Origin of the sequence: Bradyrhizobium sp. AUGA SZCCT0431 (assembly GCF_018131065.1) — a bacterium.
In the GTDB taxonomy this organism is placed as follows: Bacteria; Pseudomonadota; Alphaproteobacteria; order Rhizobiales; family Xanthobacteraceae; genus Bradyrhizobium.
On record NZ_JAFCLR010000008.1, the window covers coordinates 33,904 to 59,940 of the forward strand.

Below are 26,037 nucleotides of genomic sequence, written 5' to 3' on the forward strand. Positions count from 1 at the left end.
TGGGAGACGGCCATGGGCATCAAAATTTTTAGCGGCGCGCCCGTGGCGGCGCTTGCGCTCGCGCTGTTGTTCGCGCTGCCGATGGCCGTCGGTTTCACAGGCACCGCGATGGCGCAGGGGGCACTCACGAAGAACCAATCGGACGCGCTCAATGCGTACAATGATGCGGTAAAGAACTTCGAGTCGATCCTGGGACAGCGGCGCGCGCAAATTAATTCGAAGCAACCGCTGCCGAACCTGCCGGGACAGGCGCTCTATCTGGCGCGTAACAAGATGCTGAGCGCCTACAAGGATCTCACCGATGTGCTGCCGTCCAAAATCGGTGCGGCCAACAAATACGAAATCCCGCCGGCCTATCTCAGCGCCGCGACCGAGCCGCTGCTCGACGAGTACCTGAAGCTTTTCGATGTGATGCAGGCGCCGCCCGCCAGCGCGCAAAAATCAGATACCCCGTTCAAGGACGTCGTCGATCTGGGAACGGCGATTGCGCGCGCCAAAGGCCTCGATGCCGTCAATGCCGAGGCGGCAGGCCGGATCAGCCTCGGGCTGTTCTTTGCCGAGACCAATGGCAATCAAACCATCGGCAATGCGCGCTCGAACAAATACAAGGGAAGCCTGCAAACCGGCACATCGGAAGATCTGAACGGCCGCAGGAAGTGGGCGGCGATCAAGCCGTCGATCGCTGCCTTCGATCCTGCACTGATCCAGCGCGACGACAAGGAGGAGGCGCGGGCCGGCAATATGGATCACCGGTTCAACCACTGGACCTCGGTGCGCGATGCCCTGATGAACGCGCATGCGGAAGTCTTCCCGCAGGTGCCGGCGATCGTGAAAACGCTGCCGGACCCGATCGATCAGATGAAGCTGTTCGAGCTGATCCAGATTATTCCCGCGCCGACCAAGTCCGCGCTGAAATCGGGCAATTTACTCAATTACCGAATCTCCGATCCTGTCATCATGGGGTTCCTGCGCAACAACAGCGTCTTCACCTTTGGACAGGCCGACAGGGCGCGGACATCTGCAACCATGCGCGAAATCCTCGATGCGATGTGGCTGTTCAATGCCAAATTCGAACAGGCGCTTGCCAGGTTCAAGGAGATCAAGGCGGGGCAAAAGGCTTGAAGCCGGCCGGTGGAACCTTGCAACCGGTAACTCATGGTTCATACTCCCGGCCGATGCTGTCCGATGCGGTCATGAAGCGTGCATAGAAGTCACTCTGGGGGAGAGTGGGGATTGCCGTCGTCAGGGAAAACTTTCGACCAGTCAGGCTTTGGCGGTTGGCCCCGCCGCCGCACCATCGCCGCCGCGATGGTCGCCTTGCTGCTTCTGCCGGTCGAGGTCAGCCATGCCGGCTGGCTGTCGGACGTCTTCAAGGGCACGTCAAAGCAGGCTCAATCGCCAAAGCGTCAAGCGCCAAAGCAGAGCCCATCGCCAAAGCGCGCCGCTGCGCCAAAGCCGGCCGCTTCGTCAAAGCCGGCCAAGGTGGCGAAGCCTGCCGCCGCGCCCAAGCGCCGCACCGCGAAGCTTGTTGCCCCGAAGGTGGTGGCCAAGCCGTCGGTTTCGAAGACGGTCGCAGCCACCTGCGAACCGTCAAAGTTCCGGATCGTTCTGGATGTGGGGCATACCGCCCAGTCGGAAGGCGCGATCAGCGCCCGCAACGTTTCCGAGTTCGTCTACAATCTGCGGTTGACGCAGCGGATCGAGGAGAAACTGAAGGCCGAAGGCTTTACCGAGACGAAGTTGCTGCTGACCGAAGGCAAGGCGAGGGCCAGTCTGGTCAAGCGCGTCGCCGCGGCGAACAATCTGCCCGCGAATCTGTTCCTGTCGATCCACCATGACTCCGTGCCCAAAAAATTTCTCGAGGACTGGGAGTTCGGCGGCAGAAAAAGCCGTTTCAGCGACCGCTTCAGCGGCTATTCCGTGTTCGTCTCCAGCAACAACCCGGAATACAAGGCGAGCCTCTCGATCGCCGAATTGCTGGCGAAGGAAATGAAAGCCCAGGGCCTGAAATATGCCGAGCAATATTCGCAGCCCATCATGGGCCGCTACCAGCATCCGCTGCTCAACAAGGAAACCGGCGTCTACAGCTATGACAAGCTCGTCGTGTTGAAAAAGACCAGGATGGCTGCCGTGCTGCTGGAGGCGGGCTCGATCATCAACCGGGACGAAGAGCTCCAGATGGACTCAGCCGAACGCCGGGATATCATCAGCAGCGGTGTTGCCGCGGCCATCAAGGAATATTGCGATCGTCGATGGGGCATCCTCGGTCCGCTCTGATGGCGGCGGCCGTCGGCGAAGCCCCGCGTCAGCGGGGAGCGCTCGGGATAATCGAAGCGCCGGGCAGCGAATTGATTTCGCTGTCGACGCCAATACTCTGGGATTGCTGGGTGTAGCCGAAGCCGAGTGACAGGCTGAGATTCGGCGCCGGCTGGAATTCGATGCCGGCATTCGCGCGATAGCCCGGCAGTGTGCCGGACTTCTTGTCGAACGGCGCAAACGGGCCGCCGATGCCGCTATCGTATTTCAAGGTTTCGAAGCCGGCATAGAGCGAAACGGGTAACCCGCCCGCGCTTCCGAAATTGTAGCCGGCCTGCATACCCTCGTAACGGAGCGAGCCGAAATTGCCGAACGCTCCAGCCTGGTTGATGCCGTTCCAGTTCAATCCCGCAGGAATGCTGGTGCCGCTGATAAACATGCCGTTCTGGAAATTATAGCGCGTCGGGGAGTCCTGGTCGGAGGGCAGGGTCCCGCCAAAGCCGATGGGCCAGCCCGGGCTCCAATAGGGCACGGGTGCGGCCTGGGCGTGGGCCGTCCGCCCGCCCAGACAGAGCGCCGCCAAGGCGAGCGCGAGACCTAATCTGCCTGCAAAAATCGACATCCGAACCATCGCCAAACTTCCCCAAATTATACCCTCCAGCTATCGGGAATGCCAGCACGGCGCCTATCGATACTTGAGTTCATACTTGAGTCCATACTTGGGTTCATACTTGGGTTCGGGATGGAACCGATGTACTTGGTACCGGTCAATTTGTTAGTATTCGAAGAACCTCTCCAGCCAAGGATATCCGCGTGCAAAAGTTCGAGCCGCTTCGTCAGGTCAACCCGGTTTCAGGCTACGGCAAAAACGACGTTTTGGTCATTTTCGGCGAGGTCTTTGCCCGGGGGTACGTCAACGGCCTGATCGATGAAGCAAAAAAAGCCGGGATGACCGTCATCTATGGCACGGTCGGACGCCGCGATGAAAATGAGCAGCTACGTCCCCTGACGGCGGAGGAGTTGGCGGAGAAAGACCAGCCGCTGGTCAACGTTCCCTTGGAATGCGGATTCGATCTGGCAAAATCGAGCAAGGGCCTCAGCCCATGCGACCAGCTCAAGGGTTTAAAGCTCAGCGAGTGGGACAAGGCCACGCTTGATCTTGCGCAAGTGGAAGAATCGCGCAAAGCCGGCCGCGAAAATTTTCGGGCGCGCGTGACGCAATATCTGGTCGAGTTGCAAAAGCAAATTCCCGATGGCGCCAAGGTCCTGATCGCTCACACCATGGCCGGTGGAGTTCCGCGCGCGAAGATCATGATGCCCGTCATGAACCGGGTCTTCAAAGGGACCGCTACCTCTTCCAAGGAATTTTGGGAAGGCGACCTCGGCCGGCTCTGCGAAATGAGCTTTATGGATGTGAGCGCGAATAGTCTTTCGGATCTGATCGAACTGAGTGCCGGGCTGCGCGACAGCGTCGCCAAGAACGGCGGTCAGGTTTCTTACGTGGCCTACGGTTATCATGGCACCGAGATCCTTATTGCCGGCGAGTATCATTGGCAGAGCTATTCACCTTACCTGCAGGGTTTTGCGAAAATCGAACTCGAGAATATCGCGCGGCGCGCGACCGCGGATGGCGTGAAAGCGAGTGTCTTCAATGCGCCGGAGATCCTGACCAATTCAAGCTCGATATTTCTGGGTGTTGAAGTGGCGCTCTATCCGCTGCTCGCTGCCTTCAAAAAAGAGGCGCCCGATCATCCGGTCACCAGGAAGCTGCTGACCGAGTGTGCTGACCTGCTGAAACCCGAACACAGCCTTGAGGCACTGATCGAGCTCACCGACAATTATTTCCGTTCAGACATTATTCAGCGCTGGACCAAGTTCGAACAATGGCCGCAGCACAACGCCCCCGAGCAGATGGAATTGATGCACGCCACGTCGAAAGCAATTATCGATATGCACAAGGACGGCCGCAAGCTTCTCACGGCGGCGCTGAGCGAAATCGTGTTCAAGGCCTGCGGATACGCCATGCTGCATGAGGCATTGAATCCCCGCCAACCGGTATGGTGGGTCGGCCATCAATTCGTGACCCAGGCTGCGACCAAGGCCTGACGCGCCTAACCCACGGCCACATCAGATTTCGGCTGCCTCGCGCGCCGCGCACCAGTTTGCCCGGGCGTGCGCCGGTGGCCTTGCCACTATGCAAAAAGGCATTGCCGCTTCTGATCACCCCGATTTGAGAGATCTTGAAACCGTTGCAGATTGCGGCGGTGCGGTAAGGGCTACACATGGGAAGCGGGAGGCTGATTAAAGGAACTTTGCGATGCGTTTTATTTTGGCCTTAGGCCTTTTGATCGCCTTTAGTGCTTCTGCCAGCGCCGCAAAAAAGGTGCATCACGCCAAGCCGCGACATGTCATTGTCCGTCCCGTCCAGCCGGTGGACCCGCGCTTTCCACCCGTGCTCATGGACCAGACCCCGAGCTACAATGATCCGTCCAAGTTTGGCGGCGCCTGATCTGCGACGACCGGCATGAGCCATTGCGACGATGGTATCGAAGCGCGGTCACGCGATCGGCCTCGATTGCGGCTAAGCCGAACCTGCGTCAGCTCGCCGCCGCGCCAAACTTCGGTTGCGATCCCTGCGCGCCGCGCACCAGTTTGCCGGGGCGGGCACCGGTGCCTTTGCCGCCACGCTGCGTCACCACACCGGAGACGATGGTGGCATCATAGCCGTCGACCTGCTGCATCAGCCGGCGGCCGCCGACCGGCAGATCGTAATGCACCTTCGGCGGATGCAGATGCAATTTGTCATAGTCGATGACGTTGACGTCGGCCTTGAAGCCCGGTGCGATCACGCCGCGATCATAGAGACCGACCGAGAGCGCGGTCTTGCGCGACTGCGCCGCGACCACGAACGGGATCGAGAGTTTTTCGCCGCGGCTGCGGTCGCGGGTCCAGTGCGTCAGGAGGTAAGTCGGGAAGCTGGCGTCGCAGATGATGCCGCAATGCGCGCCGCCGTCGGAAAGGCCCGGCACCGCGTTCGGGTCGCGCAGCATCTCGCGCGTCGCATCGAGATTGCCGTCGGCATAATTGAGGAACGGCACGTAGAGCATGCCGCGGCCGTCGTCGGTGAGCATCGCGTCGTAGGCCAGCTCTTCTGCCTGCTTGCCCTGACGGCGGGCCTGCGCGCCCAGCGTATTTTCCGGCGGCTGTTCGTAATCAGGGGGATTGCCGAGCAGGTACATCTTGTCGTAGTTCGGCCGGAAGAACAGCGGGTCATCGGTCGCGGTCGCGTGTTCGCTCAGGATCGCGGCGCGCACTTCCGCCTGGTGCAAACGTACCAGCCGCTCCTTCAGCGGCAGTTTCGCGATCGCCTGATAGCTCGGATGGGTCTGGAACGGGTTGCGCGACAACTCGAGGCCCAGCATCAGCCCGACCGGGCGGGCGGCGATCTGCGCGGTGATCGACAGGCCGCGCGCGGAAGCCTCCGCGATGGTGTCGAGCGTCTGGCGCCAGCGCTGCGGCGCCTTGTCGTTTTGCGTGATCGAAAACGACACCGGGATCTTGGTGTTCTCGGCCACCCGCAGCATCATCGGCAGATCTTCGTTGATGGTGGAGAGATCGAGCACGAACTGTAGCACGCTGCGGCCCTGGCCGTGCATCGCCGCGGCAATCGCGGTCAGCTCGTCCTCGCCGGCCTTCAAGGTCGGCGTGTAGTCGCCGGTCGAGGTGCGGTGATTGAGGGTGCGCGAGGTCGAGAAGCCGAGTGCGCCCGCGCGCACGGCATCGGCGGCAAGCGCCGCCATCGCCTTGTTGTCATCGGGCGTGGAGGGATCGCGGCGCGCGCCGCGGTCGCCCATCACATAGACGCGCAAGGCCGCGTGCGGCAGTTGCGCGCCGACATCCATGTCGAAGTTTCGTTTCGACAGCCACTCCATGTAATCCGGAAAGCTTTCCCAGGCCCAGGGAATGCCTGCGCTCAACACCGGCTCCGGAATATCCTCGACGCCTTCCATCAGCTGAATCAGGCGGACATGGTCGCTCGGCCGGCACGGCGCGAAGCCGACGCCGCAATTGCCCATGATCGCTGTGGTGACGCCGTTCTGCGACGACGGCGTAATCTCCTGGCTCCAGGTGACCTGGCCGTCATAATGGGTGTGGACGTCGACGAAGCCGGGTGTGACCAGTTTTTCCCGGGCGTCGATCTCTTCCTTGCCTTTCCCCCAAACCTTGCCGACCTCGGTGATGCGGCCGCCCGAGATGGCGATATCGGCTTCATAGAGGTCGCCGCCCTTGCCATCGGCAATGTTGCCGCCACGGATCACGAGGTCATGGGAACTGGTCATGGCGATTCATCCCGGGTTTGAAATTTTGTTGACTGCATCATCTGATATCCCCTGATGCAGTCAACCGCCGGGATTGAGGTTCAGGAATGCAAACAGAGCGTTTTCGAGCGAAGTGGATACCGGTTCGCATAGCAATCTGGTTTGCGCAGATTGCGTAAACTTATCTGCGCCAGAAAACGCGTCAATACAAAAAGCTAGAGCCTGGGTTCTGATTCAATCAGAACCGAGGCTCTAAATTTGTGACCGGGCCCTCCGCTCGCGTCTTCGGCTTGCGGTCGGTGATGAGCGCCAGCAGCACCGTCAAAACCATGAAGGCGACGGAGGCGCCGAACACCCAATGCGGCAGGTGCTGGTCCATGATCCAGCCGAACAATAGCGGGCTCAGAATGCCGCTGAAGTTGAAGCCGGTGGAGACGATGCCGAAAGCGCGGCCGGCCGCACCCGGAGGGGCGGCATTGCGTACCAGCATGTCGCGCGAGGGCGCGATCACGCCGCCGAGGAACCCGGCAATGCCCATCGCCGCGGTCAGCACCACCGACGGCAAGGTGGTCGTCGCGATCACGAGCATGATGACGGCATTGATCCCAAAGCAGGCGGCGGCGACCTGTCCGTGGCGCGTGGTACGGTCGGCAAGATAGCCGCCGGCCAGCACGCCCGCCGCACCGGCGCCGAGAAACGCGGTCAGCGCGATATTGGCGGCGGAGAATGTCACGCCATAGCCGCTCATCAGCGCGACCACGCCGAAATTGCTGATGCCGGCGTTGGAGAGACCAAGCAGCATGAAGAAGAACGTCAGCATGATGATCGCCGACGTAATGACGCTTTGCCGGGGTGCGGCCGCGCCATCGGTTTTGCGGTCGGCCGAACTCGCATCGGGAATGCCGACGGCGATCAACAGCAGCGCCACCACAGGTCCGACCGCGCCGGCCACGATCAGCGCGCCAAGACCTCCGACCCAAGCGACGAGTGCCGCCATGATCGCGGGTGCCACCGCGCCGCCGAGGAAGCCCGCAAAAGTGTGGATCGAAAACGCGCGGCCCATCCGCGCTTCATCCATATGGGTGGAGAGGATCGCGTAATCGCAGGGATGATAGACGCTGTTGGCGAGACCAAGCAGCGCAGCGCAGACGATCAGTGACCTGTAGCTCAGATGCATGCCGAGCATGATCAGCGCCAGGCCGCCGACAGTGAGGCCGATCAGCAGCACCTTGCGCGCGCCGATATGGTCGGCGAGATAGCCGATCGGCGCCTGGGTCAGGCCGGACACCAATCCGAACACGGTCAGGGCGAAGCCGAGCTCGATATAGCCGACGCCGAGCTGTGCCTTCAGATAAGGAAACAGCATCGGCAACACGAAGATATGGAAATGGCTGACCCAATGGGCCACCGAAATTCCCGCCAGCGTGCGCAGAGAACTGTCCGCTTTCACGTGTTGCGGCGCGGTCAGAACATCGACCATATCAGCGTCAAACCCCGTCTCGATCTACGGCCCGGCAAAGGCTGGCTTTTAAAATGCCCGCCGAAAATAGTGGTTAGCCGTTATTTGTCCATGAATACGGCTGCATGGCTGCCCCGGCGCTGGGTGCGGAAGGGGCCAAATGCGTCAATAAGTTCAGGGACAAAGTCGGCGCGCGCGGCAATGATCCGGCATGATCGATCCGGCGAAGCCGCTCCGGGTGCTGGTGCCAGAAGGTTCCAGTACCTCAGCCCGCGAGGCCATCACGATACTGGGCCTCTCGGGCCATCATGTCGAGGTTTGCGATCCCTCCGCCCATTGCCTGGCGCGGTTCTCACGCTTCGTCCGCAAATTTCACCGCTGCCCGGGGATGCGCACAGACCCCGCCGGATTTCTGGCGTTTGTCGAGCAATTGCTGGCGCGAGAACGTTTCGATGTGCTGCTGCCGACGCATGAGCAGGGTTTTTTGTTTGCGCGGATGCGCGCGCGATTGGATGGCCGTGCCGGTGTTGCGCTGCCTTCATTCGAGAGTTATCGCGCCGCGCACAGCAAGGCCGGGTTCAGCCGGCTGCTCGATCGATTGAAGCTGCCGCAGCCGCCGACGCGGATCGTGAAATCTGCACGCGAGCTGCGCGACGCCATCGGATTTCCAGCCGTGGTCAAGACCTCGATCGGCACCGCAAGCCGCGGCATCTGGTTCGTGCGCAATACGGATGATCTCGAAATAGCGCTGCGTGATCTCGGCGCCGGCGATGCGTTCGCCGATGAGGTGCTGGCCCAGGACCTCATCACGGGCACCACCGAGAAGGCGCAGTCGGTGTTTTGCCGGGGACGGCTGGTCGGCTTTCATGCCTATCGGCAAGTCGCTCTCGGCGTCGGTGGCGGCGAGGCAATCAAGCAAAGCGTGGGCCGGCCGATGGTGCGCGCCTATCTCGAGACCATCGGCGGGCAACTCGGCTGGCACGGCGCGCTGTCGGTCGATTTTATCATGCCCGACGATGGCACGGCGCCGCTCCTGATCGATTGCAACCCGCGGCTGGTCGAGCCGGTCAACGCCTATCGCGCCGGCATCGATCTCGTTGGGTTATTGCTGCGTGTCTCGCAAGGCGAGACGCCGGAGCCGTTGCCGGAAAGCCGCGAGGGCGTGCTCACGCATCTGGCGATGCAGGCGCTGCTCGGTTGCGCATCGCGCGGCGGCACGCGGGGCGATATTATCCGGGAATGCGGCCGTGTGTTTACCGCCAGCGGACCCTATGCCGGCAGCCGTGAAGAACTTACGCCGGTGCGGCTGGACTGGTTCAGCGCCGTGCCGCTGGCGATGACCGCAGCATTTCTGCTGGCCTCGCCGTCGTCAGCGATCAAACTGGCGCGCGGCGGTTTCGGCGCGCATCTGCTCGATGTCGGGAGTATCCGGAAGATTGAGAGTGAGGGGTTTGGCTAGACCTCGCGTCGTCCCGGCGAAGGCCGGGACCCATAGCCACCGATGCTTGTTGTTGAGGTGCCTCTACCAGCTTGCCTTATCACAACGGCCGCGGCGTATGGGTCCCGGCGTTCGCCGGGACGACAATAATCACAACGGCTCGTCATCAGTGCCATGGCGGTCGTGCTTTGGCGTGGCGATGTCGCCATCTTCGTAATCGTCGTCTTCGACAGGCGGGCCTTTCGGCTTCACAGGCTTGTCGTTGTCCTGCTTCGGAGGTTCGCCCTTTTTGCCGTTTCCGCCCATATCGCGCCTTTTTGCCGGCTCAACCGGCTTTATCCGGACGAATTGACGCATTCACCGTAATACGACCGACTTTGCGCATTATACCAGCGTCAGCAACACGAATTTTCCTTGCCCTTTTTGCCGATATTGCTTCAAACGGGGCAATCACACGGAGCCAAAATGAAGAAGCCTCGCATCGAAACCGAAGAACAGCAGCCACGCAAGATCATTCGCGCCGACAAGGCGCCGACCAATGGATATTCGCTTGTCGTGGATGGTCACTTCAAATCGCACCACGACACGGTCGAAGCCGCCGAAGAGGCGGGCACGGCGCTAAAGAACAAATTCCAGATGCTGCAAGTGCAGGTCTATGACGCCGAGACCAAGACGCGCTCGATGATCCATTGGCCACCGGCGTAACGCTGCAAGACTGAGTTTTTCGACTGAACTTCAAGACTGGACTTCAAAGCTGAGCTCAAAGAGCTCAGCTCAGGGTCTTCGAGCTTAAGTCCGTCGTCCGCCGCTTTGCTGGCTCGCCAGCCAATCGCCCAATGCCGGGGTCGGGCGCTTCTCGCCCGGTTTTTTCGATTTGGCCGCGGCCTTCTTTGCCTTGACGGGAGTCGGAGGTGTGGCGGCCTCGCGGGCAAGCCGCAACGCCTTCAGCTTCGCCATATTGTCGAGCATGGCCCTCGAGGCCGCATCGCGGTCGGCCTTGCCGGACCGCGCGTCCTGGGCTGCCCGGGTGGTTTTATCCAGACGCGCCTGGGCGCGGTCGCGATCTTCTTTGCTCATTTTACGTCAGCCTTCTTCGCCACTTTGGCTTTCGCTTTGGGCTTGGCCTTCGGTTCGGGCGGATTGGCAAGGTCCTCAGCTTCCTTGGCCAGCCGCAGCGCGCGCAGCTTTTCAGTCCGCTTGCGAATTGCGATGTCGGAGGCCGCGATCTCGGCCATCGCCTTGATGCCCTCGACCTCCTGGGTACGCTTGCGGTGCAGCCGAAGCTCTTTCATTTCGGCCGGACTCTTCGGTTCGTCGTTCATCATCTACCTCTGGAACCGCGACGCATGCCGTCGGGCGGTGTTTCGGCGGTAATACCATGAATTACGCCGCTGGGGGCGCGAATTTGGGTCGAAAATGCCCCGTTATCGCGTTGAATCAGCCCTCATGGTGAAGAGCGGCGGCGTCATCGCCGTCTTCAGGGCTGCTCTGGTCGAAAGTGGCCAGCCAGGCTGCCAATGTCGTTGACGCCTGGCCTTCGGCCTTCACCTGGCGCAGTGCAATGCGGATGCCGGCGCGGCCGTGACGGTCGCCGGCGATCGCCACAGGCGGTTCCCCCGCCAGCACCGCATCGACGACGCGCTGCTTGATCGCGAGCGCTTCGGGATCGCCGCACGCTGCCAGGATCCGTTGAAAACGCTGGTGACGTGTCCGGTCGAACGGCCGGGCTTCGCTCATTCCGTCACGCAACGGATGCGGCGGATAGATGTGCGCGCAGGGGATCCAGCCCCCGGGAACCGGCTCGGTGGCTGCATGGGTCCGGCCGCTTTTCAGCAGTCTTGGCAGCACATGCGTGTGCGGCCCTTCCGGGCTCTTGCCCGAGGGTGGCGGGATCGGCTGATAGACCTCGATGCGGCCGAGCCGGCTGATGAAGACGCGATGCGGGTTCGCGCCAAGGATCATCCCCATCGCGGGATTGTCGTGTTCGAAGACGGCGCGGCCGCAGAGTTCGCGCAGCCGCGCGGCGAGATCAGGATCACTGACGCGCACGCAAAAATCCGCCTGCAGCGCGCCGAGGCCGAGATCGAACAGGATGGCTTCGCGATCCTCCGGCCGCAGCGCCTCGCGATCGGCGCCGACTTCCGTCAGCGCGTTGCGGCCGTTCATCGCGCAATCGTCGGATGGCAGGCACAGCGCGATCCGATGGCTCCAGCCTGATTTCGTGATGCTCTCGGAGGCGAACGGCCGGCTGTTGCCGCCCGGTTTCAGCGCAATGCCGCCGCGCGGCGTCACGGCTGCAACGGCCTCGATCGATTGCGTCAGCCGCACCGGCTCGTCGCGGTCGCGGGTGAATTCGGCGATGGCGCCGAACGTGCCGAGACTCCATTGCGTGTCGGGATCGGCGATTTCCCGCTGCAACAGATCGGTCGCCGCGACGGCGGAAACATCAGGCATCAACCAGCATTCCCTTAACCCTCGGGGCCAAAGAGAATACTGGCTTGTCAGGTCAGGACAAGCCGGTCCGGAGCGGGCCCCGGACCGGCGTCCGGGCTCAGAACGTCGCGCCGGCCTTCACCATGTAGGTCCGGCCCGGCAGCGGATAGGCGCTGAAGCGGCCGTCGGTGAACGTGCTTGCGATCGCATAGTCGTAGTACAGCGCGTTGAGCACGTTGTTGACGCTCACCGACCAGAAGAAGTGCTGATATGCCCCGCTCAGCTTGAAGTCGATGGTGGCATCGGCCGGGATGCGGCGCTGGGTATTTTTCTGGTCGTTGTCCATGTAGCGCTCGCTCCAGCCGCGCACCGTGGCATCCGCAACCAGATAGTTCTGCCAGATATTCCACGTCACGCCGCCGCTGGCGGTGTAGCGGGACACCAGCGGAACGTCATTGCCGGCGAACTGCCCTTCACGGAACACCGCGCGGGTGTAGGCCACGCCGCCGCGCAGCAGCACGCTGTCGCTGATACGCAGCGAGGCGCTGGTCTCGGAGCCGTAACGGCGGGTCGGATCGAGGTTGACGTTAAAGAACAGTGCCGGGTTGAGATGGATCTCGTTCTCGAGGTCCATGCTGTAGATGCTCGATTGCATCTGGAACCCGCCCGACTTGATGCGGAAGCCGCCCTCGATGTCGTGGGAGGTCTGGGTTTTCAGCTGGAAGGTGCCGGGAATCGGGGTGAAGAAGACAGGATCGAAGGACGGTCCGGAGGACAATCTCTCGTCGACATTCGGCGTGCGGAACGCGCGGGCGGCCCGGCCGAATACCGAGACGATATTGTTGAAGCGATGTTCGAGGCCGACATGCAGCGCGTATTGGCCTTCCCGGCTGTCGAGAGGCAGGTTTTGCGCCGCGCAGGTAAAGAAAAAGGCGCAATTCGGATCGTTGTTGACGATGTCCCTGGCTTTCAACGTGGTTTGTTGCACGCGGGCCCCGTACGAGAAATCGGTGGTCGGCAACAGCCCGATGGTTTGCTGGAAATAGCCGGCCAAGGTTTGCTGCTGCAAATCATAGGTATGGATCGGCGGCAAGCCCCGGTCCGTCGGACGTTCCTGGTGGAAGGTCGCGTCGTAATAATCGATGCCGGTTAAAATCTGTGAGGGCATCCCGAACAGCACATTCTTGATGCTCAATCGCGGCGTGATCGACCAGGTCTGCAGGTGGGCGTCGACGTAGCTGTTACCGAAGGGATTGAAGAAGGCGGCCTGCTGCTTCTTGTCTCTCACGCCGCCGTCGACGATCAGATCGACGCCGTTCATCAGCGTCTTGGTGAATCCTGCGGTGGCGTTGGCGCCCTGCTGGTTGCCGTAGTCGAACGGCGTGGCGGCGCCGCGCCGGTTGGTGGCGAGTTCATCGAGGCCAATCGAGGGATCGACGAGACGGCCGCCCGGGAAACCCAGCTTCTGGTCGTCGCCGGACAGGGTCAGGAACGCTGTAAGGCCGGGCGTGGTGTAATTGAGGTTGCCGACGCCGTTGCGCTGGTCGAGGGCGTTGTTGACGCGGTAGCCGTCCGACTTGATTCCATTGCCGTAGAACGATGTCGACCACGGACCGAAATTGGTCGCGGCCGAGACCGAAGCCATACGCTGATTGAAGGAGCCGACGCCGGCTTCGCCGCGGATCGCGACCGGCGGGCCGCCGACACCGTTCTTCAGCACGATGTTGATGACGCCGCCGACCGCATTGTCGCCGTACAGCACCGCGCCGCTGTTGCCGCGGGTGATCTCGATGCGCTCGATCGAATCGCGCGGGATGGTCGAAAAATCGACCCCGGCCATGTCGATGTCATTGAGCCTGCGGCCGTTGATCAGCACGAGGGTATTGGAGGTCGCAAACGCGCCGAACCCGCGCAGATCGACGCTGGTCTTTGCGCCGTTGACGCCGCCAAACAGGCTGGTGAGCTGCACGCCCGGTGTTTGCGCGATGATTTCCTGCAAGGTCTGCGCGGGCGAATGCGCGATTTCTTCAGCCGTGATGACGGTCGCCGATGTGCCGACGATGCCGGCGAATTGCCGGACGGGCGCTCCGCCGCCGCCCTGGCCATCGCCTTGCGACGCGACGTTCGAGCCGGTCCCCGGCGCAGGGCTCCGATTGCTTGACGGGCTCGGGTTCGGCGCGACGACGCGGCGCGTACCCGAGCCCTGATCGGAAGCAGGCTTGGCGCGGGTCCTGTTCTGGTCGCCGGGCGGGTTGACCTCGATCGCCGGCAGTTGATCGGCTGTGGCGGTCTGCTGGGCCTGCGCGCCGGAAATACCGAGCGCCATGATCGGTGCGAGAACACTGGAGGCCAGCAAAAGATGGCGGCGCCGCTTGGCGACTGGGGTGGTAGAAGACATGGTTCAGGCCTCGGTATGACGTCAGTGGCACGTCACAGCGAACCAAGTCCCACCATCGTGCTGTAAGCAGCTCTGGTGAAACTAATGCCTGTACTCCCCGACCGACATCTTCGCGTGTGACCACGGCTGACGGCAGGTCTCCTGGCTTACGGGTCGTTACCTTTCGTCGCCTTCCCAGGACCGAGATTCCCAGTGGCATAGGACGAAAGATTCACCGCTTACAGTTGCGGGGGCAGCCGCGGAATTGGGGGAGTTTCCCCGCACCGCATTCCCTTTTGATCCCCAAAACGGGAACCGTCAAAAATTATGGTAGAAGTTTGTCAAATACAGAGTCAATCCCATCAGGCCCCGCCTGCGGTCCTCACTGGACGAGTGCGTCTTTTATGTCGCATGAGCAGTACCGCTCGAACCCATAGTGCGGTACGGGCTGACCGTTCGGGGACGATCGATGAGTGTTGATACCATCATTGCTGCAAACGAGGAGGCCGCGCGGCGCCGGATTGGCGTGACGGCCGCGCTTGCCGGCCTCGTCGGGCTGTTGGTGCTGATCTCGCTCGGCATCGGGCCGGTGCGGCTGTCGCCGCTGGCGGCGATGGAAGCGCTCCTCGGTGGCGGCAGCGATGTGTCGCAGGTGATCGTGCGGGAAATCCGCCTGCCGCGGACCATTTTGGCGCTGGCGATCGGCGCCATCCTGGGAATGTCAGGCGCGTCGCTGCAGGGCCTGCTGCGCAATCCGCTGGCCTCGCCCTCGCTGTTCGGCGCGCCGCAATCGGCTGCCTTCGGCGCGGTGCTGGTGATCGCGCTGGGGTGGGCCGATGTGCGCTCCTATGCGCTGCCGGTGGTGGCGATCATGGCCGCTTTCGGATCGGTGTTCGTGCTGCTGACGATCGCCGGCCGCAATGCCGGGCTGCTGATCCTGATCCTGGCGGGTCTTGCGATTTCGAGTCTGGCGGGAGCGGCGACGGCGCTGGTGATGAACCTTTCCAGCAATCCCTTCGTGGTGCTGGAGATCGCGTTCTGGCTGCTCGGATCGCTGGAGGATCGCAGTTTTCAGCACGTGATGCTGGCACTGCCGTTCATCATTGCCGGTGGCATGATCCTGTTCAGCCAGCGCCATTCCTTTCGCGTGCTCAGCCTCGGTGAGGAAACCGCGCAGAGCCTCGGGGTCGATGTCGGGCGCCTGCGGCTTATCGTGATCACCGGCGTCGCGCTTGGGGTCGGCGGCGCGGTCGCGGTCACCGGCACCATCGGCTTTATCGGCCTCGTCGCGCCGCATCTGATGCGGCCCTTGATCGGTCATGATCCGGCGCGGCTGCTGGTGCCGAGTGCACTGGCAGGCTCAGCGCTGCTGCTCGCCGCCGACATCGCGGTGCGGATCATTCCCTCGACCAGCGACATCAAGGTCGGCGTGTTGACCTCGATCATCGGTGTGCCGTTCTTCCTCTATCTGATCGCGCGCGAACGCCGTGCGCTCGGGGGAGGTGTCGCATGAGCGAAGCCGCGCTTCTCACCGCCCGCAGTGTGAACGTGACACTGGCCGGCCGCCATGTGCTCAGCGATGTCACGCTGTCGCTGACCGCGGGTCATCTGGTCGCCTTGGTCGGGCCGAACGGCGCCGGCAAAACCACGCTGTTGCGCGCGCTGTCGGGGCTGCTGCCGTCCCGCGGTGACATCCACGTCGGCGGCGATGCGCTGGCTGATCTATCGCTACGCGAACGTGCAAAACGCTTTGCCTATCTGCCGCAGGGCCACATCGTGCACTGGCCACTGCCGGCGCGCGACATCGTGGCGCTCGGCCGTTATCCGCACGGCGCGACCGATCCGGCGCGGCTGTCGTCAAAGGATGCCGAAGCGGTACTGCGCGCGATGCAGGCGGTCGACGTGGTGGAGTTCAGCGAACGCCGCGTCACTGAACTGTCCGGCGGCGAGCGCAGCCGCGTCGCGTTGGCGCGCGTGCTCGCGGTGGAGGCGCCTGTCATCCTCGCCGACGAGCCGACCGCCTCGCTCGATCCGCGCCACCAGATCGACGTGATGAAGAATCTGCGCGCCACCGCCGATAAGGGCGTGCTGGTCATCGTGGTGACGCACGACCTCGGCCTGGCCGCACGCTTCGCCGATCATGTGCTGGTCCTGAAGGAGGGCCGGCTGGTGTCGCAGGGCGCGCCGGTGGAAGCGCTGTCGGAGCAGGTGATCGCCGACGTGTTCCGGATCAGCGCCTACCGCGCCGAATACCAGCGCGAGGCCGTGATCGTGCCGTGGGCGGATCTGTGATGCGCCGCCGGCTTGCCGTGCTGCTGGCGGTTGCGGCGCTGGCGATGCCGGGCGGGGCGGCGCTGGCCGCCAAGCTGCCGCGCATCGTGTCGATGAACGTCTGCAGCGATCAATTGCTGCTGTCGCTGGCCGACCCCGAGCAGATACTCGGGCTTTCCAGATATTCGCGCGATGCCTGGTTGGCCGGCGATGTCGGGCGCTATCCAAAACTGTCGGGCGGCGCGGAAGACGTGATGGTGCTGAAGCCCGACATCGTCGTCGCCAATCTGTACGACAAGCGTTCGACGCGGGAATTGCTGAAGGCGCACGGGCTGCATCTCGCCGAACTTCCGGTGCCGCGAACCTTGCCCGAGGTGAAGGACCAGATTCGCGAGTTCGGCGAGATCGTCGGCCACCCCGACCGCGCGGCGCAGCAGATCGCCCGGCTCGATGCCGCGCTGGCACGGGCGCGCCAGGCCGTCGCCGCCAGACCCTATCGGGTGCTGCCGCTGTCGCGGCGCGGCTGGGTCGCGGGAAGCGACAGTTTTGTCGGCTCGCTGCTGGCGGAGACCGGGCTGTTCAACACGGCCGGCGATCTCGGCTTCAATTTCGGCGGCTTCGCCTCACTCGAGGCGATCGTGAGCCAGAAACCGGATTTGCTGCTGGTGTCGCAGGCCGGCGATTTTGCGCGCGACGACGGCCAGGCCTTTCTGCTGCATCCGGCGCTCGCGCGGTTCTATCCGCCGGAAAAACGCATCGTGATCCCGGAACGGCTGACCGAATGCGGCGGCGTGATGCTGGCGGAAGCGCTTGACGTGCTGACGGCGGAGTTGAAGCGGGTGGGGCGGTAACCCTCGTAGGGTGGGCAAAGCCACCGGGTCGCGCGAATGCGCGCCCGATGACAGGCTCCGCGTGCCACCACTCTCTTGCGGCGATTGGATAGATGGTGGGCACGGCGCAAGCGCGCCTTTGCCACCCTACGTTTCTCACCCCATCACCACCGGGCCGCCGGCTTTCTTCCAGGCGTCGATGCCGCCCTCGATGTGGGCGGTGTTGGCAAGGCCGGCGTTCTTGGCGGCGGTGACCGCCATCGCCGAGCGTTCGCCGAAGGCGCAGAAGAACACCACGCGGCGCCCGGTCGCGGCCGCGACTTCGCGCAGCATGCCGCCCGGCGCTAAGCTTTCGGCGATGCCGGGGTAGGGCGCATGCAGCGCACCCGAGAGCGTGCCGTGCTTGGCGCGCTCGCTGGCTTCGCGCAGATCGACCAGCAGGATGTCGGGCTTGCCGATACTGTCGATCGCGGCGCGCGCTGACAGTGCGAGGCCCTGTTTGGCGAGATCGTCCTGGTGCAGGCCGACATGCATGTTGGCCGGCAGCACCACGTCCATCAGTTTTGGATTCGGCAAATTGAGATTGTTCATCAACTCGACATACTCGTCGATGCCGCGCACCTGCAGGCGCGGATTGTAGCGCTTCTCCTCGCCGATGGTCGAAACCGTGTCGCCCTTGTAGTCGTGGGCGGGGAAGACCATGGTCTCATCCGGCAGCTTCAGCAGCCGGTTGAAGATCGAATCATACTGCGCCCGGGCGCTGCCGTTCTGGAAATCTGTGCGGCCGGTGCCGCGGATCAAAAGCGTGTCGCCGGTGAAGACGCGGTCGCCCATCAAATAGCTGTAGGAATCATCGGTGTGGCCGGGCGTGTACAGGGCATCCAGGCTCAAACCCTCGATCATCACCTTGTCGCCGTCAGAGACGCGCATCGACACCACGTCGGCCTTGCTCTGTTCGCCCATGATGGTGATGCACTGGGTGCGATCGCGCAGTTCGCCGAGGCCCGTGACGTGGTCGGCGTGCAGATGGGTGTCGACCGCCTTGACCAGGCGCAGGTCGAGTTCGCGCAGCAACTGGCAATAGCGGTCGGCCTTTTCCAGCACGGGATCGAGGATCAGCGCCTCGCCGCCGGCGCGGCTGGCCAGCAAATAGCTATAGGTGCCCGAAACGCTGTCGAAGAGCTGACGAAAGATCATGGTCGCTGCCGCGTTCGCTATTGGAGTCTCGCGGAGGATATTATTCTATTTTGGTCGCCTCCTCAAACGGCTTTCGTCTCTACGGGCGACTCTTTCGAGGTAGTCTTGCTTCCTCAGGGCCGGCTCCAGTCCTGCTCCTTCAATTCCATGATGCGTACAAGGCCTGATGTTCCCCGTCATTGCCTGCGACAAACGCAAAGCGTTTGCGCACGGGAGCGCAAGCGACGACGCAATCCATCTATCCCCGCGCGGAGTGATGGATTGCTTCGCTCCGCTCGCAATGACGGTGGAAATAGTCACGGTCTCACCAGCGTATATCCATTCTCGGTCAGGAACAGAATCTGCGCGACGCCGACCTGGACCGGCGTCGCGGCCGCGATGAATTCCGGCCGTTTGCCGTTTTCGCGTTCGAATGTGTCGACGGTGTTGAGGCAGATATCGAACCGCGCGCCCTGGGCGACCAGGCTCTCGACCATCTTGCGGTTGGGATTTTCCGGGCGCAGCAGCTCAATGCCCGGGCCGAACGCGACGATTTCGATCGCGACCTTGTCGGGGTCGTAGTGCTTCATCAGGTTGCTGGCGACGCTGAGCACGAGGCCCTGCTTGCGCGGGTCATTGTCCGAAAGCTGCAGCACGATCTTGTGCTCGGCAAACGGCTTGTCCTGCAGCGGCGCCTGCTGGGCGCGCACGGCCGGTGCGATCGCTGCGATCAACAGCGCCGCGGTCATCATGCGCAGGGTGGTGGTAAGGCCTGTCATACCTGTTTCGAAATGCCCGGATTGCCTTCGACGCCTTTCAGCGTCACGCCCGGGGCCGAGCGGTTCGGCGGCTTGCCTGACTTCAGATGCTTCGCCACCACATCCCAGATCGGCGCGCCGGTCTGTTCGTTGACGGAGGCCCATCCCGCCACCTTATAGCTCTTGGCGGCTTGCAGCGGGCTGCCATTGTCGAGCGTCAGTTCGGAAATCCGCTTGCCGACGCTTTCCGCCGGCGTACAGGCATAGGAAAGGCCGCCGAGCCGGACCATGTCGCCGCCCTGCTGGTAGTAGGGATCGGTGTTGAAGAGGTTGTCGCAGACGTCTTCGAGCACGTCCTTGATCTGGGCGCCGGTCATGGTCGCAACGTAGGTCTCGGGATAGGTGACCGCGGTCTGCGCCAGCACGTCTTCCATCGTCAGCGGCTGGCCTGCCAGCGCCGTGGTGCCCCAGCGGAAACCCGGCGACAGCGCGATCTCGGCATCGAGTTCGCCGCGCAGCGCGTCGCAGATCAATTGATCCATGCTGCCGCTGAAATTGCCGCGGCGGTAGAGCAGGCGATCGGCGGAAGCGATCTTGTCGACCCAGTCGCCGGCATGCGGCGCGCGGGTCTTGTCGATCAGCCCCTGCATCGCCGGATCCGGCTTCAGCAGTTCGGAGAACACCGGCAGCAGCCGGTAGCGCACGTTCGCGACCTTGCCCTTGCCGATGTCCAGATCGAGCACGGCGAGGAACTTGCCGTTCGAGCCGGCATTGGTCACCAGCGTGACGCCGCCCGGATTGGTCACCGCAATGGGCTGCGGCACCGCGTCGTGGGTGTGGCCACCCAGAATGACGTCGATGCCGGTGACGCGGCTGGCGAGCTTGAGATCGACATCCATGCCGTTATGCGACAGCAACACGACCGCATCGACCTTGTCGGTGTCGCGCAAGCGATCGACGAGCTTCTGCAGCTCTTCGTCGCGGATGCCGAATTTCCAGTCCGGCGTGAAGCGCTTGGGGTGCGCGATCGGCACGTAAGGAAAAGCCTGTCCGATCACGGCGACCCGTCGGCCGCCGATCTCCTTGATCGTGCATGGCTTGAACACGCGGCCCGATGCCGGATCGAACGCCTTGGCGTCGTTGAAGGCGGCTTCCTCGGTCAGGAAGACGTTCTGCGCCAGGAACTCGCCCTTGAAGCGCTCGAGGTTGCTGCGCAGCGTCTTCTCGCCATAGGTGAATTCCCAATGGCCGGTCATCGCGTCGATGCCGAGCAGGTTCGAGGCGGCGACCATGTCGGCGCCCTGCATGACATTGGCAAGGCCAGTGCCCTGCCAGAGATCGCCGCCGTCGAGCAGCAGCGAACGGCCGGCGCCGACATCGCTGCGCAGGCGGTCGACCAGCGTCTTCAGATGCGCGAAGCCGCCGAGCTTGCCGAACCGCTGCGCAGCTTTTTCGAATTCGATGCAGGTGAAGGCATAGGCATCGGCGCTGTCGGGCCGGATGCCGAAGCGGTCGAGAAAGGCTTTGCCGACCAGATGTGGCGGATTGCCCTGCATCGAGCCGACGCCGAGATTGACGCTGGGCTCGCGAAAGAACACCGGCTTGAGCTGCGCATGGGTGTCCGTGATGTGCAGGATGCGCGCATTGCCGAAGCGCTCGAGGTCGTAGACGCTGTCGGCGCTGCGCGCGAGGCGAGGCAGGCCGCCTGAAAGCGCGGCACCACCCGCTAATGTCAAAAAATCCCGGCGGCGGATCGTCATACTCATCTCCGCGCGTCGCAAAACGCTCTCAGCGAATTTCCAAATCTCTCCAGCGTTCCTTCTCGCTGGTGGCCTGGAAGATCGAAGCTTTCGCCAGCGCTTCCGCTTCTTTCGCGGATGCGGTGGCCTTGTCGAAATCGCCGCCATCGGCGAACTTCTTGGCCGCCGCCAGCGTCGAGGCCGTCGTGGTCCATTGATTGCGCAAGGAAGCCGCCTGCTTGTTGGCAGCTTCCGCTGCGGCGTAGGCGGCCTTGTAGTCATCCTCGCCTGCGGCCACCGCCGATGTCGCGCCTAGCAGCAGCAACGCCGCGATCGATGTGAGTGTCGTGATCCTCATGGCCGCGCTCCCGGACCTGATATCGGCAATCCGTTGCTGACATAGGACAGGTAGTATTCGACGTTGCGGTATTCATCGTCCTGCGGCGTCATCGGCACGCCGCGGATCTGGCTGTTGCAGGTGGTGAAGCGCCGGCTCGTCGTGCCCATGCCGCTCCATTCCGAGCGATAGATCGGCATCGCATTGAGAATGCCGAGCGCCGGCGCCAGCACTTCGGTGCGGACCTTCTCGCCCGGGCTCTGCACATGGCAGGTGGCGCAGGAAAAATTGAGCTGGCCGCGCCTTGTGTAGAAATATTCCTTGCCGTTTTCATAAGCAGCCAGCGCGCGCGGGTCGTTGGGAATCTTGATGGCGAACGGCTTTCCGCGCGAGGTGAAGGCCATATAGGCGGTCAGCGCCGCCATCTCGTCGCGCACATAGGAGAACGCCGGCTCGCCATTGGCTTCGCGGCAGCGATTCAGCGCCAGTTCCAGCGTGATGACCTTGCCTTCTTTCTCGTCGAAGGTGGGATAGTCCTGGCGGATGCCGATGCCTTTATTCGGGAAGCAGTCGCCATAGGTCTTGCCGTTCTTGAACGGCTTGGAAAACATCTCCTTGCCCAGTTCGAGCGAGAACTCGTAGGGCGGGAACTGTTCCTTGTCCTGCCATTGCTTGTACAGGTCCGCGTCCATCGAATAGGGGCCGTTGACGAAATCCTCCGGCTTCAATTTGGGGAATTTGTCGTAGAAGAACTTCTTGAACGCTTTCTCGTCGGCGACCGGGTCGACTTTGTCGGCGGAGACCGCAGGCGGGGCGGCGAACGCCAGCAGGGCCAGCGCAAAGGCCGCCGCAGCGAACTGTATCCTGGCTCGCAGCTTCATTGAATCTTCGCCGTTGTGGTGTCGGTGGCGCCCTTGTTGTCGACCCAGCTCACTTTCAGCTCGTCGCCCTTCTTGCCGCCCTTGAAGGCGAACTTGACGTAGGGGTCCTTGGAGACGCCGCCGCCCCAATCGGCTGTGAATACCGGCTTGCCGTTGTATTCGAAGGTCAATTGCTGGATGAAATGCGGCGGAATGAGCTCGCCCTTGGAATCCTTGATGAAGCCGGAATCCATCGGATGCTGGATCAGCGCCTGCACTTCGGTGGTTTCGCCTGACGAGGTGGCGCGCACGCGAATGGTCGATGCCATTTTTTCGATCCTTCGATTATCTGTGTCTTAACCGCCGCAGCCGCCGACGGTGACTTTGACTTCCTTGGTGGCGCTGTAGAGCTTGCCGCCGGCTTCGACGACGACGATCACGTTGCTGGTCTTCGCCATCTTGATGCGGTTGGCAACGCCCGGCATCGTGCCGGCCGGAATCTTGTAGGAGGCCACCAGGGCGACCGGGTTTTCAGCCACCAGGAACGAGATCGAGGTCACGTCGGCGAGCGTCGTCGTGACCGATACCGGCACCACCGCGCCGTTCTCGGCGATCTCGGGCGCGTCCATCTTCACCTTGTCGGAAGCCTCCGCGGTCTTGCCGTAAAGCGACTTGATCGCGTCGGCTTCGCTCTTCTGCTTGAACGCCTCTTCCGGATATTTGTCATTGGCGGCCGCGAACGCTGGCGCGAGGCCAAAGGGAAGATTGCCAAGGCCGACCAGCGCCACCGCGCCCGCGCCTTGCAGGATCAGGCGCCGCGTGGCGGAAAATCCATTGTCAGTATTTGTCATCCGAAAGTTCTCCTGAAAGGCGCGCCGTCACAATGTTTGCAGGAAATCCACGACCGCGCTGATTTCCTTGTCGGTCAAAATCCGGTTTCGTCCGAACGGAGGCATCACGGTCAGCGGATTGCGCTTGGTTTCGTCATAGATAATGGCGACGAGCTCGTCGCGGTTGGGGTATTTGCTCTTGATGTCGACCAGTTCCGGCCCGAGCGTGCCGGGATACTGGCCGCCCTTGATCGCGTGGCAGGTCAGGCAATTGCCCTTGCTGCGGTCGAAGGCCAGTTTCTGGCCTTCCGTCGCCGCGGACTGGGCAGAAGCGGGACTCGCGGCGGCGCCGATCGATAGCGCCAGCACCATCGCCGCGATCAGGCCAAGCTTGTTTAGAGGTGTGTTGCTCAAGGACGTTTCCCGTAATTTCTATTCAGCTTGCCAACTCTACTTTGCTTGCCAACTCTACTTTGCTTGCATCGTGTCGAGCGGACCCGTCGTACGTGGCGTCAGGTTCTTGCCTTCCGCCGTGGACACGATTTTGACGCCGGCGGGGTCAACGCATGCGCTCATGCACGGTTTCGCTGCCGTATCGGGCCTCGGATCGGTCCAGAGGAAATTGTCGCGATTGGGCATTTTGACTTTCGGCAAGCTTTCCCGGTCGGCGACAAATTCACTGGGAACGATGTCGTTCAGGTTCAGAATATAGGCGGTCAAAGCATAAACGTCATCGGCTGACAATGTGTGCGGTGCAGCCATCGGCATGGCGCGGTTAATGTAGTCCCACAGGGTCGGCGCAAACGGCCAGTAGCTGCCGACCGTCAGCTCGGGCCGGTCGTCCCTGAGCGTCCCGGCGCCGCCGACCAGCTTGGGAAACCGGCCCTCGCCTTCGCCGAAAGTTCCATGGCAGGCCGCGCATTGCTCGGCATAGACCACTGAACCCCGGTGCACGCCGCCGCGGCCCGCGGGCAGGCCCACGCCATCCTCGCCGCGCGCATCGATATCCCAGCCGGCAATCTGCTCAGGCGTCGCCCGCTCGCCATAGCCGTAATATCCGGGCTCGGCGGCGTAAGCGAAGGTGCCGGCCGCGATGACCATGCCGGCGCAAAGCAGCGCGAGGTGCTTAACCGAGCTGGACATCGAACACGCTCCCGTCGCCCTTCACCTGCCAGGTCTGGATCGAATTGTTGTGGTAGACCGAATTGGTTCCGCGCAGTTTGCGCAGCTGCGCGATGGTCGGCTGCACATAGCCGGTCTCGTCGATCACGCGGGATTCCAGCAGCGCCGGCGCGCCGTCCCAGCGCCAGGGTATCGTGAATTTCGTCAGCGCCTTCGACAGCACCGGCTCATGCAGCCGCGCGCTCTGCCAATTAACGCCGCCGTCGGTCGAGACGTCGACGCGCTTGACCTTGCCGTTGCCGGTCCACGCCAATCCCCTGATTTCATAGAGGCCGGGGCCATGAAGCGGCTTTTCGGGGCAGGGGAAGGTGATGACGGATTTGGCGTCGATCAGCCAGGTGAAGCCGCGCGAGGTGCCGTCCGGCATCAGGTCGGTATATTTCGAGGTCTCTTCGCGCGAATGCCAGGGTTTCTCGCCGAGCTTGATCCGGCGCAGCCATTTGATGCTGACATTGCCTTCCCAGCCCGGCACCACCAGCCGCAGCGGATAACCCTGTTCGGGCCGCAGCGCCTCGCCGTTTTGCGCGTAGACCACGAGGCAATCGTCGAGGCATTTGCCGAGCGGCAGGCTGCGGTTCATGTGCGCGCCGTCGGCGCCCTCGACCATGACCCACTTGGCTTCCTTCTTGATGCCGACCTCTTCCAGCAGGGTCGACAGCCGCACGCCGGTCCATTCCGCGCAGGAGATCATGCCGTGATTGAATTGCAGCGAGTTCAACTGCGCGGCGCGCCACTCCATGCCGCCATTGGCCGGGCATTCGATGAAATGGATGCGCGTCACGGACGGAAAACGGATGATGTCCTTCATCGAGAGCAACAGCGGGCGCTCGACCAGGCCATGAATCATGAGCTTGTGCTGCTCCGGATCGACGTCCGGCCGGCCGGCGTGATAGCGCTCGAAAAACAGGCCGTTCGGCGTGATGATGCCGTGCAGGTCCTGCAGCGGCGAAAAGCTGATGGAGGATTCGGTGCCGGCGGTGAGCCACGGCACGTTGCGCCTGATCACGCCGGCCTCGGTATCGGCGGGCCGGCCATAGGGCCGGTCGACCACGCCGGGCCCGATCGATTGCGACCATGGCGCGTCCGCGGGCGGGGAAGCCGGGGAGGGCTCTGCATTTCCCTGTTTTGGACCGAGCGCAAGGCTGCCGGTCAGCGCCGCGCCAAGTCCGAGCAGCGAACGCCGGCCGAGCCGCGTGTGCGCGCCCGTGCTCGACAGTAGAGATATGCTGCGCCAGAGATCAGGCCGCACGTTTCATTCCCCTTGCCGCCACATGGCCGCATCATTTGTTGCTTTTTCGCGGGTTTATCGTCATTCGCTAATTTAGTCAATGCTAAATAACCATGGGCGCGATAAACTGATACACCGCGCCCAGTCGGCGCTGATTTCGATCCGGATACAGGCGATGAGAGCAGAAGCGGCAACAACCAACAAGATGCCCATCGGCAACGGCGCCGAGGACGAGGCGTCCCTGAAGAAGCTGGCGAAACAGGCCGGTGAGGCCGCGCAACTGCTCAAACTGCTCGGTCACGAGAAGCGGCTGCTGGTTCTCTGCTTTCTCGCGGTGCGCGGCGAGATGACTGTCGGTGAACTCGTCGGCGTCGCCAAGCTCAGTCAGTCGGCGTTGTCGCAGCATCTGGCAAAATTGCGTGCCGACGGCCTGGTCGAATTCCGGCGCGCCTCGCAGACGCTGCATTACCGCGTGGTCGATCAGCGCGCCCTGCGCGTCTTGCAGCTCTTGAAGGAAATCTATTGCGGAGACTTGAAGTGAGAT

28 protein-coding genes and 1 riboswitch are annotated in these 26,037 nt (G+C 62.7%); of the genes, 10 read left to right on the forward strand and 18 right to left on the reverse strand.

The features are described from left to right. Positions 1 to 12 precede the first annotated feature (12 nt). Positions 13 to 1,122 carry a hypothetical protein gene (locus JQ567_RS09275; protein WP_212438537.1) on the forward strand — a complete coding sequence of 370 codons (1,110 nt, stop codon included), beginning with the start codon at positions 13 to 15 and terminating at the stop codon, positions 1,120 to 1,122. A 111-nt stretch (positions 1,123 to 1,233) separates the two neighbouring features. Next, a complete protein-coding gene (locus JQ567_RS38840; protein ID WP_312017375.1) occupies positions 1,234 to 2,277 on the forward strand; it encodes an N-acetylmuramoyl-L-alanine amidase in 1,044 nt (347 codons plus the stop codon). 28 nt (positions 2,278 to 2,305) lie between these two features. On the opposite strand, the gene JQ567_RS09285 is transcribed toward JQ567_RS38840, so the two are convergent. Continuing rightward, complete coding sequence (locus tag JQ567_RS09285) at positions 2,306 to 2,878, reverse strand: outer membrane protein (RefSeq protein ID WP_212438538.1); 573 nt, start codon at positions 2,876 to 2,878, stop codon at positions 2,306 to 2,308. A 191-nt stretch (positions 2,879 to 3,069) separates the two neighbouring features. On the opposite strand from JQ567_RS09285, the gene JQ567_RS09290 reads away from it, so the two are divergent. Together JQ567_RS09290 and JQ567_RS09295 are read left to right on the forward strand one after the other, a co-directional pair. Beyond that, positions 3,070 to 4,362 carry an enoyl-acyl carrier protein reductase FabMG gene (locus JQ567_RS09290; RefSeq protein WP_212438539.1) on the forward strand — a complete coding sequence of 431 codons (1,293 nt, stop codon included), beginning with the start codon at positions 3,070 to 3,072 and terminating at the stop codon, positions 4,360 to 4,362. A gap of 211 nt (positions 4,363 to 4,573) precedes the next feature. Beyond that, positions 4,574 to 4,765 carry a hypothetical protein gene (locus tag JQ567_RS09295; protein WP_212438540.1) on the forward strand — a complete coding sequence of 64 codons (192 nt, stop codon included), beginning with the start codon at positions 4,574 to 4,576 and terminating at the stop codon, positions 4,763 to 4,765. Between the two features lie 88 nt (positions 4,766 to 4,853). On the opposite strand, the gene JQ567_RS09300 is transcribed toward JQ567_RS09295, so the two are convergent. Next, a complete protein-coding gene (locus JQ567_RS09300) occupies positions 4,854 to 6,596 on the reverse strand; it encodes an amidohydrolase family protein (RefSeq protein WP_212438541.1) in 1,743 nt (580 codons plus the stop codon). Between the two features lie 217 nt (positions 6,597 to 6,813). Continuing rightward, complete coding sequence (locus JQ567_RS09305; protein WP_212438542.1) at positions 6,814 to 8,055, reverse strand: MFS transporter; 1,242 nt, start codon at positions 8,053 to 8,055, stop codon at positions 6,814 to 6,816. A gap of 190 nt (positions 8,056 to 8,245) precedes the next feature. Here JQ567_RS09305 and JQ567_RS09310 point away from each other — a divergent pair, with 190 nt between their 5' ends. Continuing rightward, positions 8,246 to 9,493 carry a hypothetical protein gene (locus tag JQ567_RS09310; protein ID WP_212438543.1) on the forward strand — a complete coding sequence of 416 codons (1,248 nt, stop codon included), beginning with the start codon at positions 8,246 to 8,248 and terminating at the stop codon, positions 9,491 to 9,493. 129 nt (positions 9,494 to 9,622) lie between these two features. On the opposite strand, the gene JQ567_RS09315 is transcribed toward JQ567_RS09310, so the two are convergent. Then, a complete protein-coding gene (locus tag JQ567_RS09315) occupies positions 9,623 to 9,778 on the reverse strand; it encodes a hypothetical protein (RefSeq protein WP_212438544.1) in 156 nt (51 codons plus the stop codon). A gap of 159 nt (positions 9,779 to 9,937) precedes the next feature. Here JQ567_RS09315 and JQ567_RS09320 point away from each other — a divergent pair, with 159 nt between their 5' ends. Beyond that, on the forward strand, positions 9,938 to 10,177 hold the full coding sequence (locus tag JQ567_RS09320; protein WP_212267341.1) for a hypothetical protein: 240 nt from the start codon (positions 9,938 to 9,940) through the stop codon (positions 10,175 to 10,177). Between the two features lie 84 nt (positions 10,178 to 10,261). Here the strand turns inward: JQ567_RS09320 and JQ567_RS09325 are convergent, their stop codons facing one another. The 4 genes from JQ567_RS09325 to JQ567_RS09340 all read right to left on the reverse strand — a co-directional run bounded on the left by JQ567_RS09325 (position 10,262) and on the right by JQ567_RS09340 (position 14,303). Further along, positions 10,262 to 10,549 (reverse strand): hypothetical protein, encoded by a 288-nt coding sequence (locus JQ567_RS09325; protein ID WP_249165357.1) that lies wholly within the window; start codon positions 10,547 to 10,549, stop codon positions 10,262 to 10,264. Further along, entirely contained in the window at positions 10,546 to 10,794 is a 249-nt protein-coding gene (locus JQ567_RS09330; protein WP_249165358.1) for a transcriptional regulator, read from the reverse strand. Before JQ567_RS09330 ends, JQ567_RS09325 begins: the two co-directional genes overlap by 4 nt. Before the next feature lie 115 nt (positions 10,795 to 10,909). After that, positions 10,910 to 11,926: a DUF6925 family protein gene (locus JQ567_RS09335; RefSeq protein ID WP_212438546.1), complete on the reverse strand. Its 1,017-nt coding sequence runs from the start codon at positions 11,924 to 11,926 to the stop codon at positions 10,910 to 10,912. Positions 11,927 to 12,023: 97 nt separating this feature from the next. Then, positions 12,024 to 14,303, reverse strand: coding sequence for a TonB-dependent receptor (locus tag JQ567_RS09340; protein ID WP_249165359.1), 2,280 nt, complete (start codon positions 14,301 to 14,303; stop codon positions 12,024 to 12,026). Positions 14,304 to 14,416: 113 nt separating this feature from the next. Next, a riboswitch (cobalamin riboswitch) is annotated at positions 14,417 to 14,617 on the reverse strand. Positions 14,618 to 14,751: 134 nt separating this feature from the next. Between JQ567_RS09340 and JQ567_RS09345 the strand changes: the two genes are divergently transcribed. Genes JQ567_RS09345 through JQ567_RS09355 form a run of 3 tightly spaced genes read left to right on the forward strand, consistent with a single transcriptional unit; the run spans position 14,752 to position 17,404 of the window. Continuing rightward, positions 14,752 to 15,795 carry an iron ABC transporter permease gene (locus tag JQ567_RS09345; RefSeq protein WP_212438547.1) on the forward strand — a complete coding sequence of 348 codons (1,044 nt, stop codon included), beginning with the start codon at positions 14,752 to 14,754 and terminating at the stop codon, positions 15,793 to 15,795. Then, a complete protein-coding gene (locus tag JQ567_RS09350) occupies positions 15,792 to 16,574 on the forward strand; it encodes an ABC transporter ATP-binding protein (RefSeq protein ID WP_212438548.1) in 783 nt (260 codons plus the stop codon). Before JQ567_RS09345 ends, JQ567_RS09350 begins: the two co-directional genes overlap by 4 nt. Further along, positions 16,574 to 17,404, forward strand: a complete 831-nt coding sequence (locus JQ567_RS09355) for an ABC transporter substrate-binding protein (protein WP_212438549.1) — start codon at positions 16,574 to 16,576, stop codon at positions 17,402 to 17,404. The genes JQ567_RS09350 and JQ567_RS09355 overlap by 1 nt, the downstream gene beginning before the upstream one ends. A gap of 135 nt (positions 17,405 to 17,539) precedes the next feature. On the opposite strand, the gene JQ567_RS09360 is transcribed toward JQ567_RS09355, so the two are convergent. The 10 genes from JQ567_RS09360 to soxC all read right to left on the reverse strand — a co-directional run bounded on the left by JQ567_RS09360 (position 17,540) and on the right by soxC (position 25,490). Continuing rightward, positions 17,540 to 18,580, reverse strand: a complete 1,041-nt coding sequence (locus JQ567_RS09360; protein WP_212267358.1) for an MBL fold metallo-hydrolase — start codon at positions 18,578 to 18,580, stop codon at positions 17,540 to 17,542. Between the two features lie 296 nt (positions 18,581 to 18,876). Further along, positions 18,877 to 19,338, reverse strand: coding sequence for a hypothetical protein (locus JQ567_RS09365; protein ID WP_409363584.1), 462 nt, complete (start codon positions 19,336 to 19,338; stop codon positions 18,877 to 18,879). Continuing rightward, the gene (gene soxB / locus JQ567_RS09370) at positions 19,335 to 21,077 is read right to left on the reverse strand and encodes a thiosulfohydrolase SoxB (protein WP_212438550.1); all 1,743 of its coding nucleotides are present in this window, start codon (positions 21,075 to 21,077) and stop codon (positions 19,335 to 19,337) included. Before soxB ends, JQ567_RS09365 begins: the two co-directional genes overlap by 4 nt. A 28-nt stretch (positions 21,078 to 21,105) precedes the next feature. Then, positions 21,106 to 21,414, reverse strand: a complete 309-nt coding sequence (locus JQ567_RS09375; RefSeq protein WP_212438551.1) for a hypothetical protein — start codon at positions 21,412 to 21,414, stop codon at positions 21,106 to 21,108. Then, on the reverse strand, positions 21,411 to 22,274 hold the full coding sequence (gene soxA / locus JQ567_RS09380) for a sulfur oxidation c-type cytochrome SoxA (protein WP_212438552.1): 864 nt from the start codon (positions 22,272 to 22,274) through the stop codon (positions 21,411 to 21,413). The genes JQ567_RS09375 and soxA overlap by 4 nt, the downstream gene beginning before the upstream one ends. Further along, positions 22,271 to 22,582: a thiosulfate oxidation carrier complex protein SoxZ gene (gene soxZ / locus JQ567_RS09385; protein WP_192735543.1), complete on the reverse strand. Its 312-nt coding sequence runs from the start codon at positions 22,580 to 22,582 to the stop codon at positions 22,271 to 22,273. The genes soxA and soxZ overlap by 4 nt, the downstream gene beginning before the upstream one ends. 27 nt (positions 22,583 to 22,609) lie before the next feature. Then, entirely contained in the window at positions 22,610 to 23,104 is a 495-nt protein-coding gene (gene soxY / locus JQ567_RS09390; RefSeq protein WP_212438553.1) for a thiosulfate oxidation carrier protein SoxY, read from the reverse strand. A 27-nt stretch (positions 23,105 to 23,131) separates the two neighbouring features. Continuing rightward, on the reverse strand, positions 23,132 to 23,455 hold the full coding sequence (gene soxX / locus JQ567_RS09395) for a sulfur oxidation c-type cytochrome SoxX (RefSeq protein WP_212438704.1): 324 nt from the start codon (positions 23,453 to 23,455) through the stop codon (positions 23,132 to 23,134). 96 nt (positions 23,456 to 23,551) lie between these two features. Next, on the reverse strand, positions 23,552 to 24,184 hold the full coding sequence (locus JQ567_RS09400; protein WP_249165360.1) for a c-type cytochrome: 633 nt from the start codon (positions 24,182 to 24,184) through the stop codon (positions 23,552 to 23,554). A gap of 25 nt (positions 24,185 to 24,209) precedes the next feature. Continuing rightward, complete coding sequence (gene soxC, locus JQ567_RS09405; RefSeq protein WP_409363587.1) at positions 24,210 to 25,490, reverse strand: sulfite dehydrogenase; 1,281 nt, start codon at positions 25,488 to 25,490, stop codon at positions 24,210 to 24,212. A gap of 208 nt (positions 25,491 to 25,698) precedes the next feature. Here soxC and JQ567_RS09410 point away from each other — a divergent pair, with 208 nt between their 5' ends. Further along, positions 25,699 to 26,034: a helix-turn-helix transcriptional regulator gene (locus tag JQ567_RS09410; RefSeq protein ID WP_212033593.1), complete on the forward strand. Its 336-nt coding sequence runs from the start codon at positions 25,699 to 25,701 to the stop codon at positions 26,032 to 26,034. Positions 26,035 to 26,037: the final 3 nt, after the last annotated feature.

Bases quoted from the DNA above. Each gene is read 5' to 3' on its own strand.
- soxZ (WP_192735543.1), bottom strand. From the start codon at position 22,582: ATGGCATCGACCATTCGCGTGCGCGCCACCTCGTCAGGCGAAACCACC.
- JQ567_RS09340 (WP_249165359.1), bottom strand. From the start codon at position 14,303: ATGTCTTCTACCACCCCAGTCGCCAAGCGGCGCCGCCATCTTTTGCTG.
- soxY (WP_212438553.1), bottom strand. From the start codon at position 23,104: ATGACAAATACTGACAATGGATTTTCCGCCACGCGGCGCCTGATCCTG.
- JQ567_RS09325 (WP_249165357.1), bottom strand. From the start codon at position 10,549: ATGAGCAAAGAAGATCGCGACCGCGCCCAGGCGCGTCTGGATAAAACC.
- JQ567_RS09305 (WP_212438542.1), bottom strand. From the start codon at position 8,055: ATGGTCGATGTTCTGACCGCGCCGCAACACGTGAAAGCGGACAGTTCT.
- JQ567_RS09360 (WP_212267358.1), bottom strand. From the start codon at position 18,580: ATGATCTTTCGTCAGCTCTTCGACAGCGTTTCGGGCACCTATAGCTAT.
- JQ567_RS09300 (WP_212438541.1), bottom strand. From the start codon at position 6,596: ATGACCAGTTCCCATGACCTCGTGATCCGTGGCGGCAACATTGCCGAT.
- JQ567_RS09275 (WP_212438537.1), top strand. From the start codon at position 13: ATGGGCATCAAAATTTTTAGCGGCGCGCCCGTGGCGGCGCTTGCGCTC.
- JQ567_RS09345 (WP_212438547.1), top strand. From the start codon at position 14,752: ATGAGTGTTGATACCATCATTGCTGCAAACGAGGAGGCCGCGCGGCGC.
- JQ567_RS09310 (WP_212438543.1), top strand. From the start codon at position 8,246: ATGATCGATCCGGCGAAGCCGCTCCGGGTGCTGGTGCCAGAAGGTTCC.
- JQ567_RS09350 (WP_212438548.1), top strand. From the start codon at position 15,792: ATGAGCGAAGCCGCGCTTCTCACCGCCCGCAGTGTGAACGTGACACTG.
- JQ567_RS09315 (WP_212438544.1), bottom strand. From the start codon at position 9,778: ATGGGCGGAAACGGCAAAAAGGGCGAACCTCCGAAGCAGGACAACGAC.
- JQ567_RS09285 (WP_212438538.1), bottom strand. From the start codon at position 2,878: ATGTCGATTTTTGCAGGCAGATTAGGTCTCGCGCTCGCCTTGGCGGCG.
- JQ567_RS09335 (WP_212438546.1), bottom strand. From the start codon at position 11,926: ATGCCTGATGTTTCCGCCGTCGCGGCGACCGATCTGTTGCAGCGGGAA.
- JQ567_RS09355 (WP_212438549.1), top strand. From the start codon at position 16,574: ATGCGCCGCCGGCTTGCCGTGCTGCTGGCGGTTGCGGCGCTGGCGATG.
- JQ567_RS09410 (WP_212033593.1), top strand. From the start codon at position 25,699: ATGCCCATCGGCAACGGCGCCGAGGACGAGGCGTCCCTGAAGAAGCTG.
- JQ567_RS09365 (WP_409363584.1), bottom strand. From the start codon at position 19,338: ATGACAGGCCTTACCACCACCCTGCGCATGATGACCGCGGCGCTGTTG.
- JQ567_RS09330 (WP_249165358.1), bottom strand. From the start codon at position 10,794: ATGAACGACGAACCGAAGAGTCCGGCCGAAATGAAAGAGCTTCGGCTG.
- JQ567_RS09400 (WP_249165360.1), bottom strand. From the start codon at position 24,184: ATGGTCATCGCGGCCGGCACCTTCGCTTACGCCGCCGAGCCCGGATAT.
- soxX (WP_212438704.1), bottom strand. From the start codon at position 23,455: ATGGTGCTGGCGCTATCGATCGGCGCCGCCGCGAGTCCCGCTTCTGCC.
- JQ567_RS09375 (WP_212438551.1), bottom strand. From the start codon at position 21,414: ATGAGGATCACGACACTCACATCGATCGCGGCGTTGCTGCTGCTAGGC.
- soxA (WP_212438552.1), bottom strand. From the start codon at position 22,274: ATGAAGCTGCGAGCCAGGATACAGTTCGCTGCGGCGGCCTTTGCGCTG.
- soxB (WP_212438550.1), bottom strand. From the start codon at position 21,077: ATGACGATCCGCCGCCGGGATTTTTTGACATTAGCGGGTGGTGCCGCG.
- JQ567_RS09295 (WP_212438540.1), top strand. From the start codon at position 4,574: ATGCGTTTTATTTTGGCCTTAGGCCTTTTGATCGCCTTTAGTGCTTCT.
- JQ567_RS09320 (WP_212267341.1), top strand. From the start codon at position 9,938: ATGAAGAAGCCTCGCATCGAAACCGAAGAACAGCAGCCACGCAAGATC.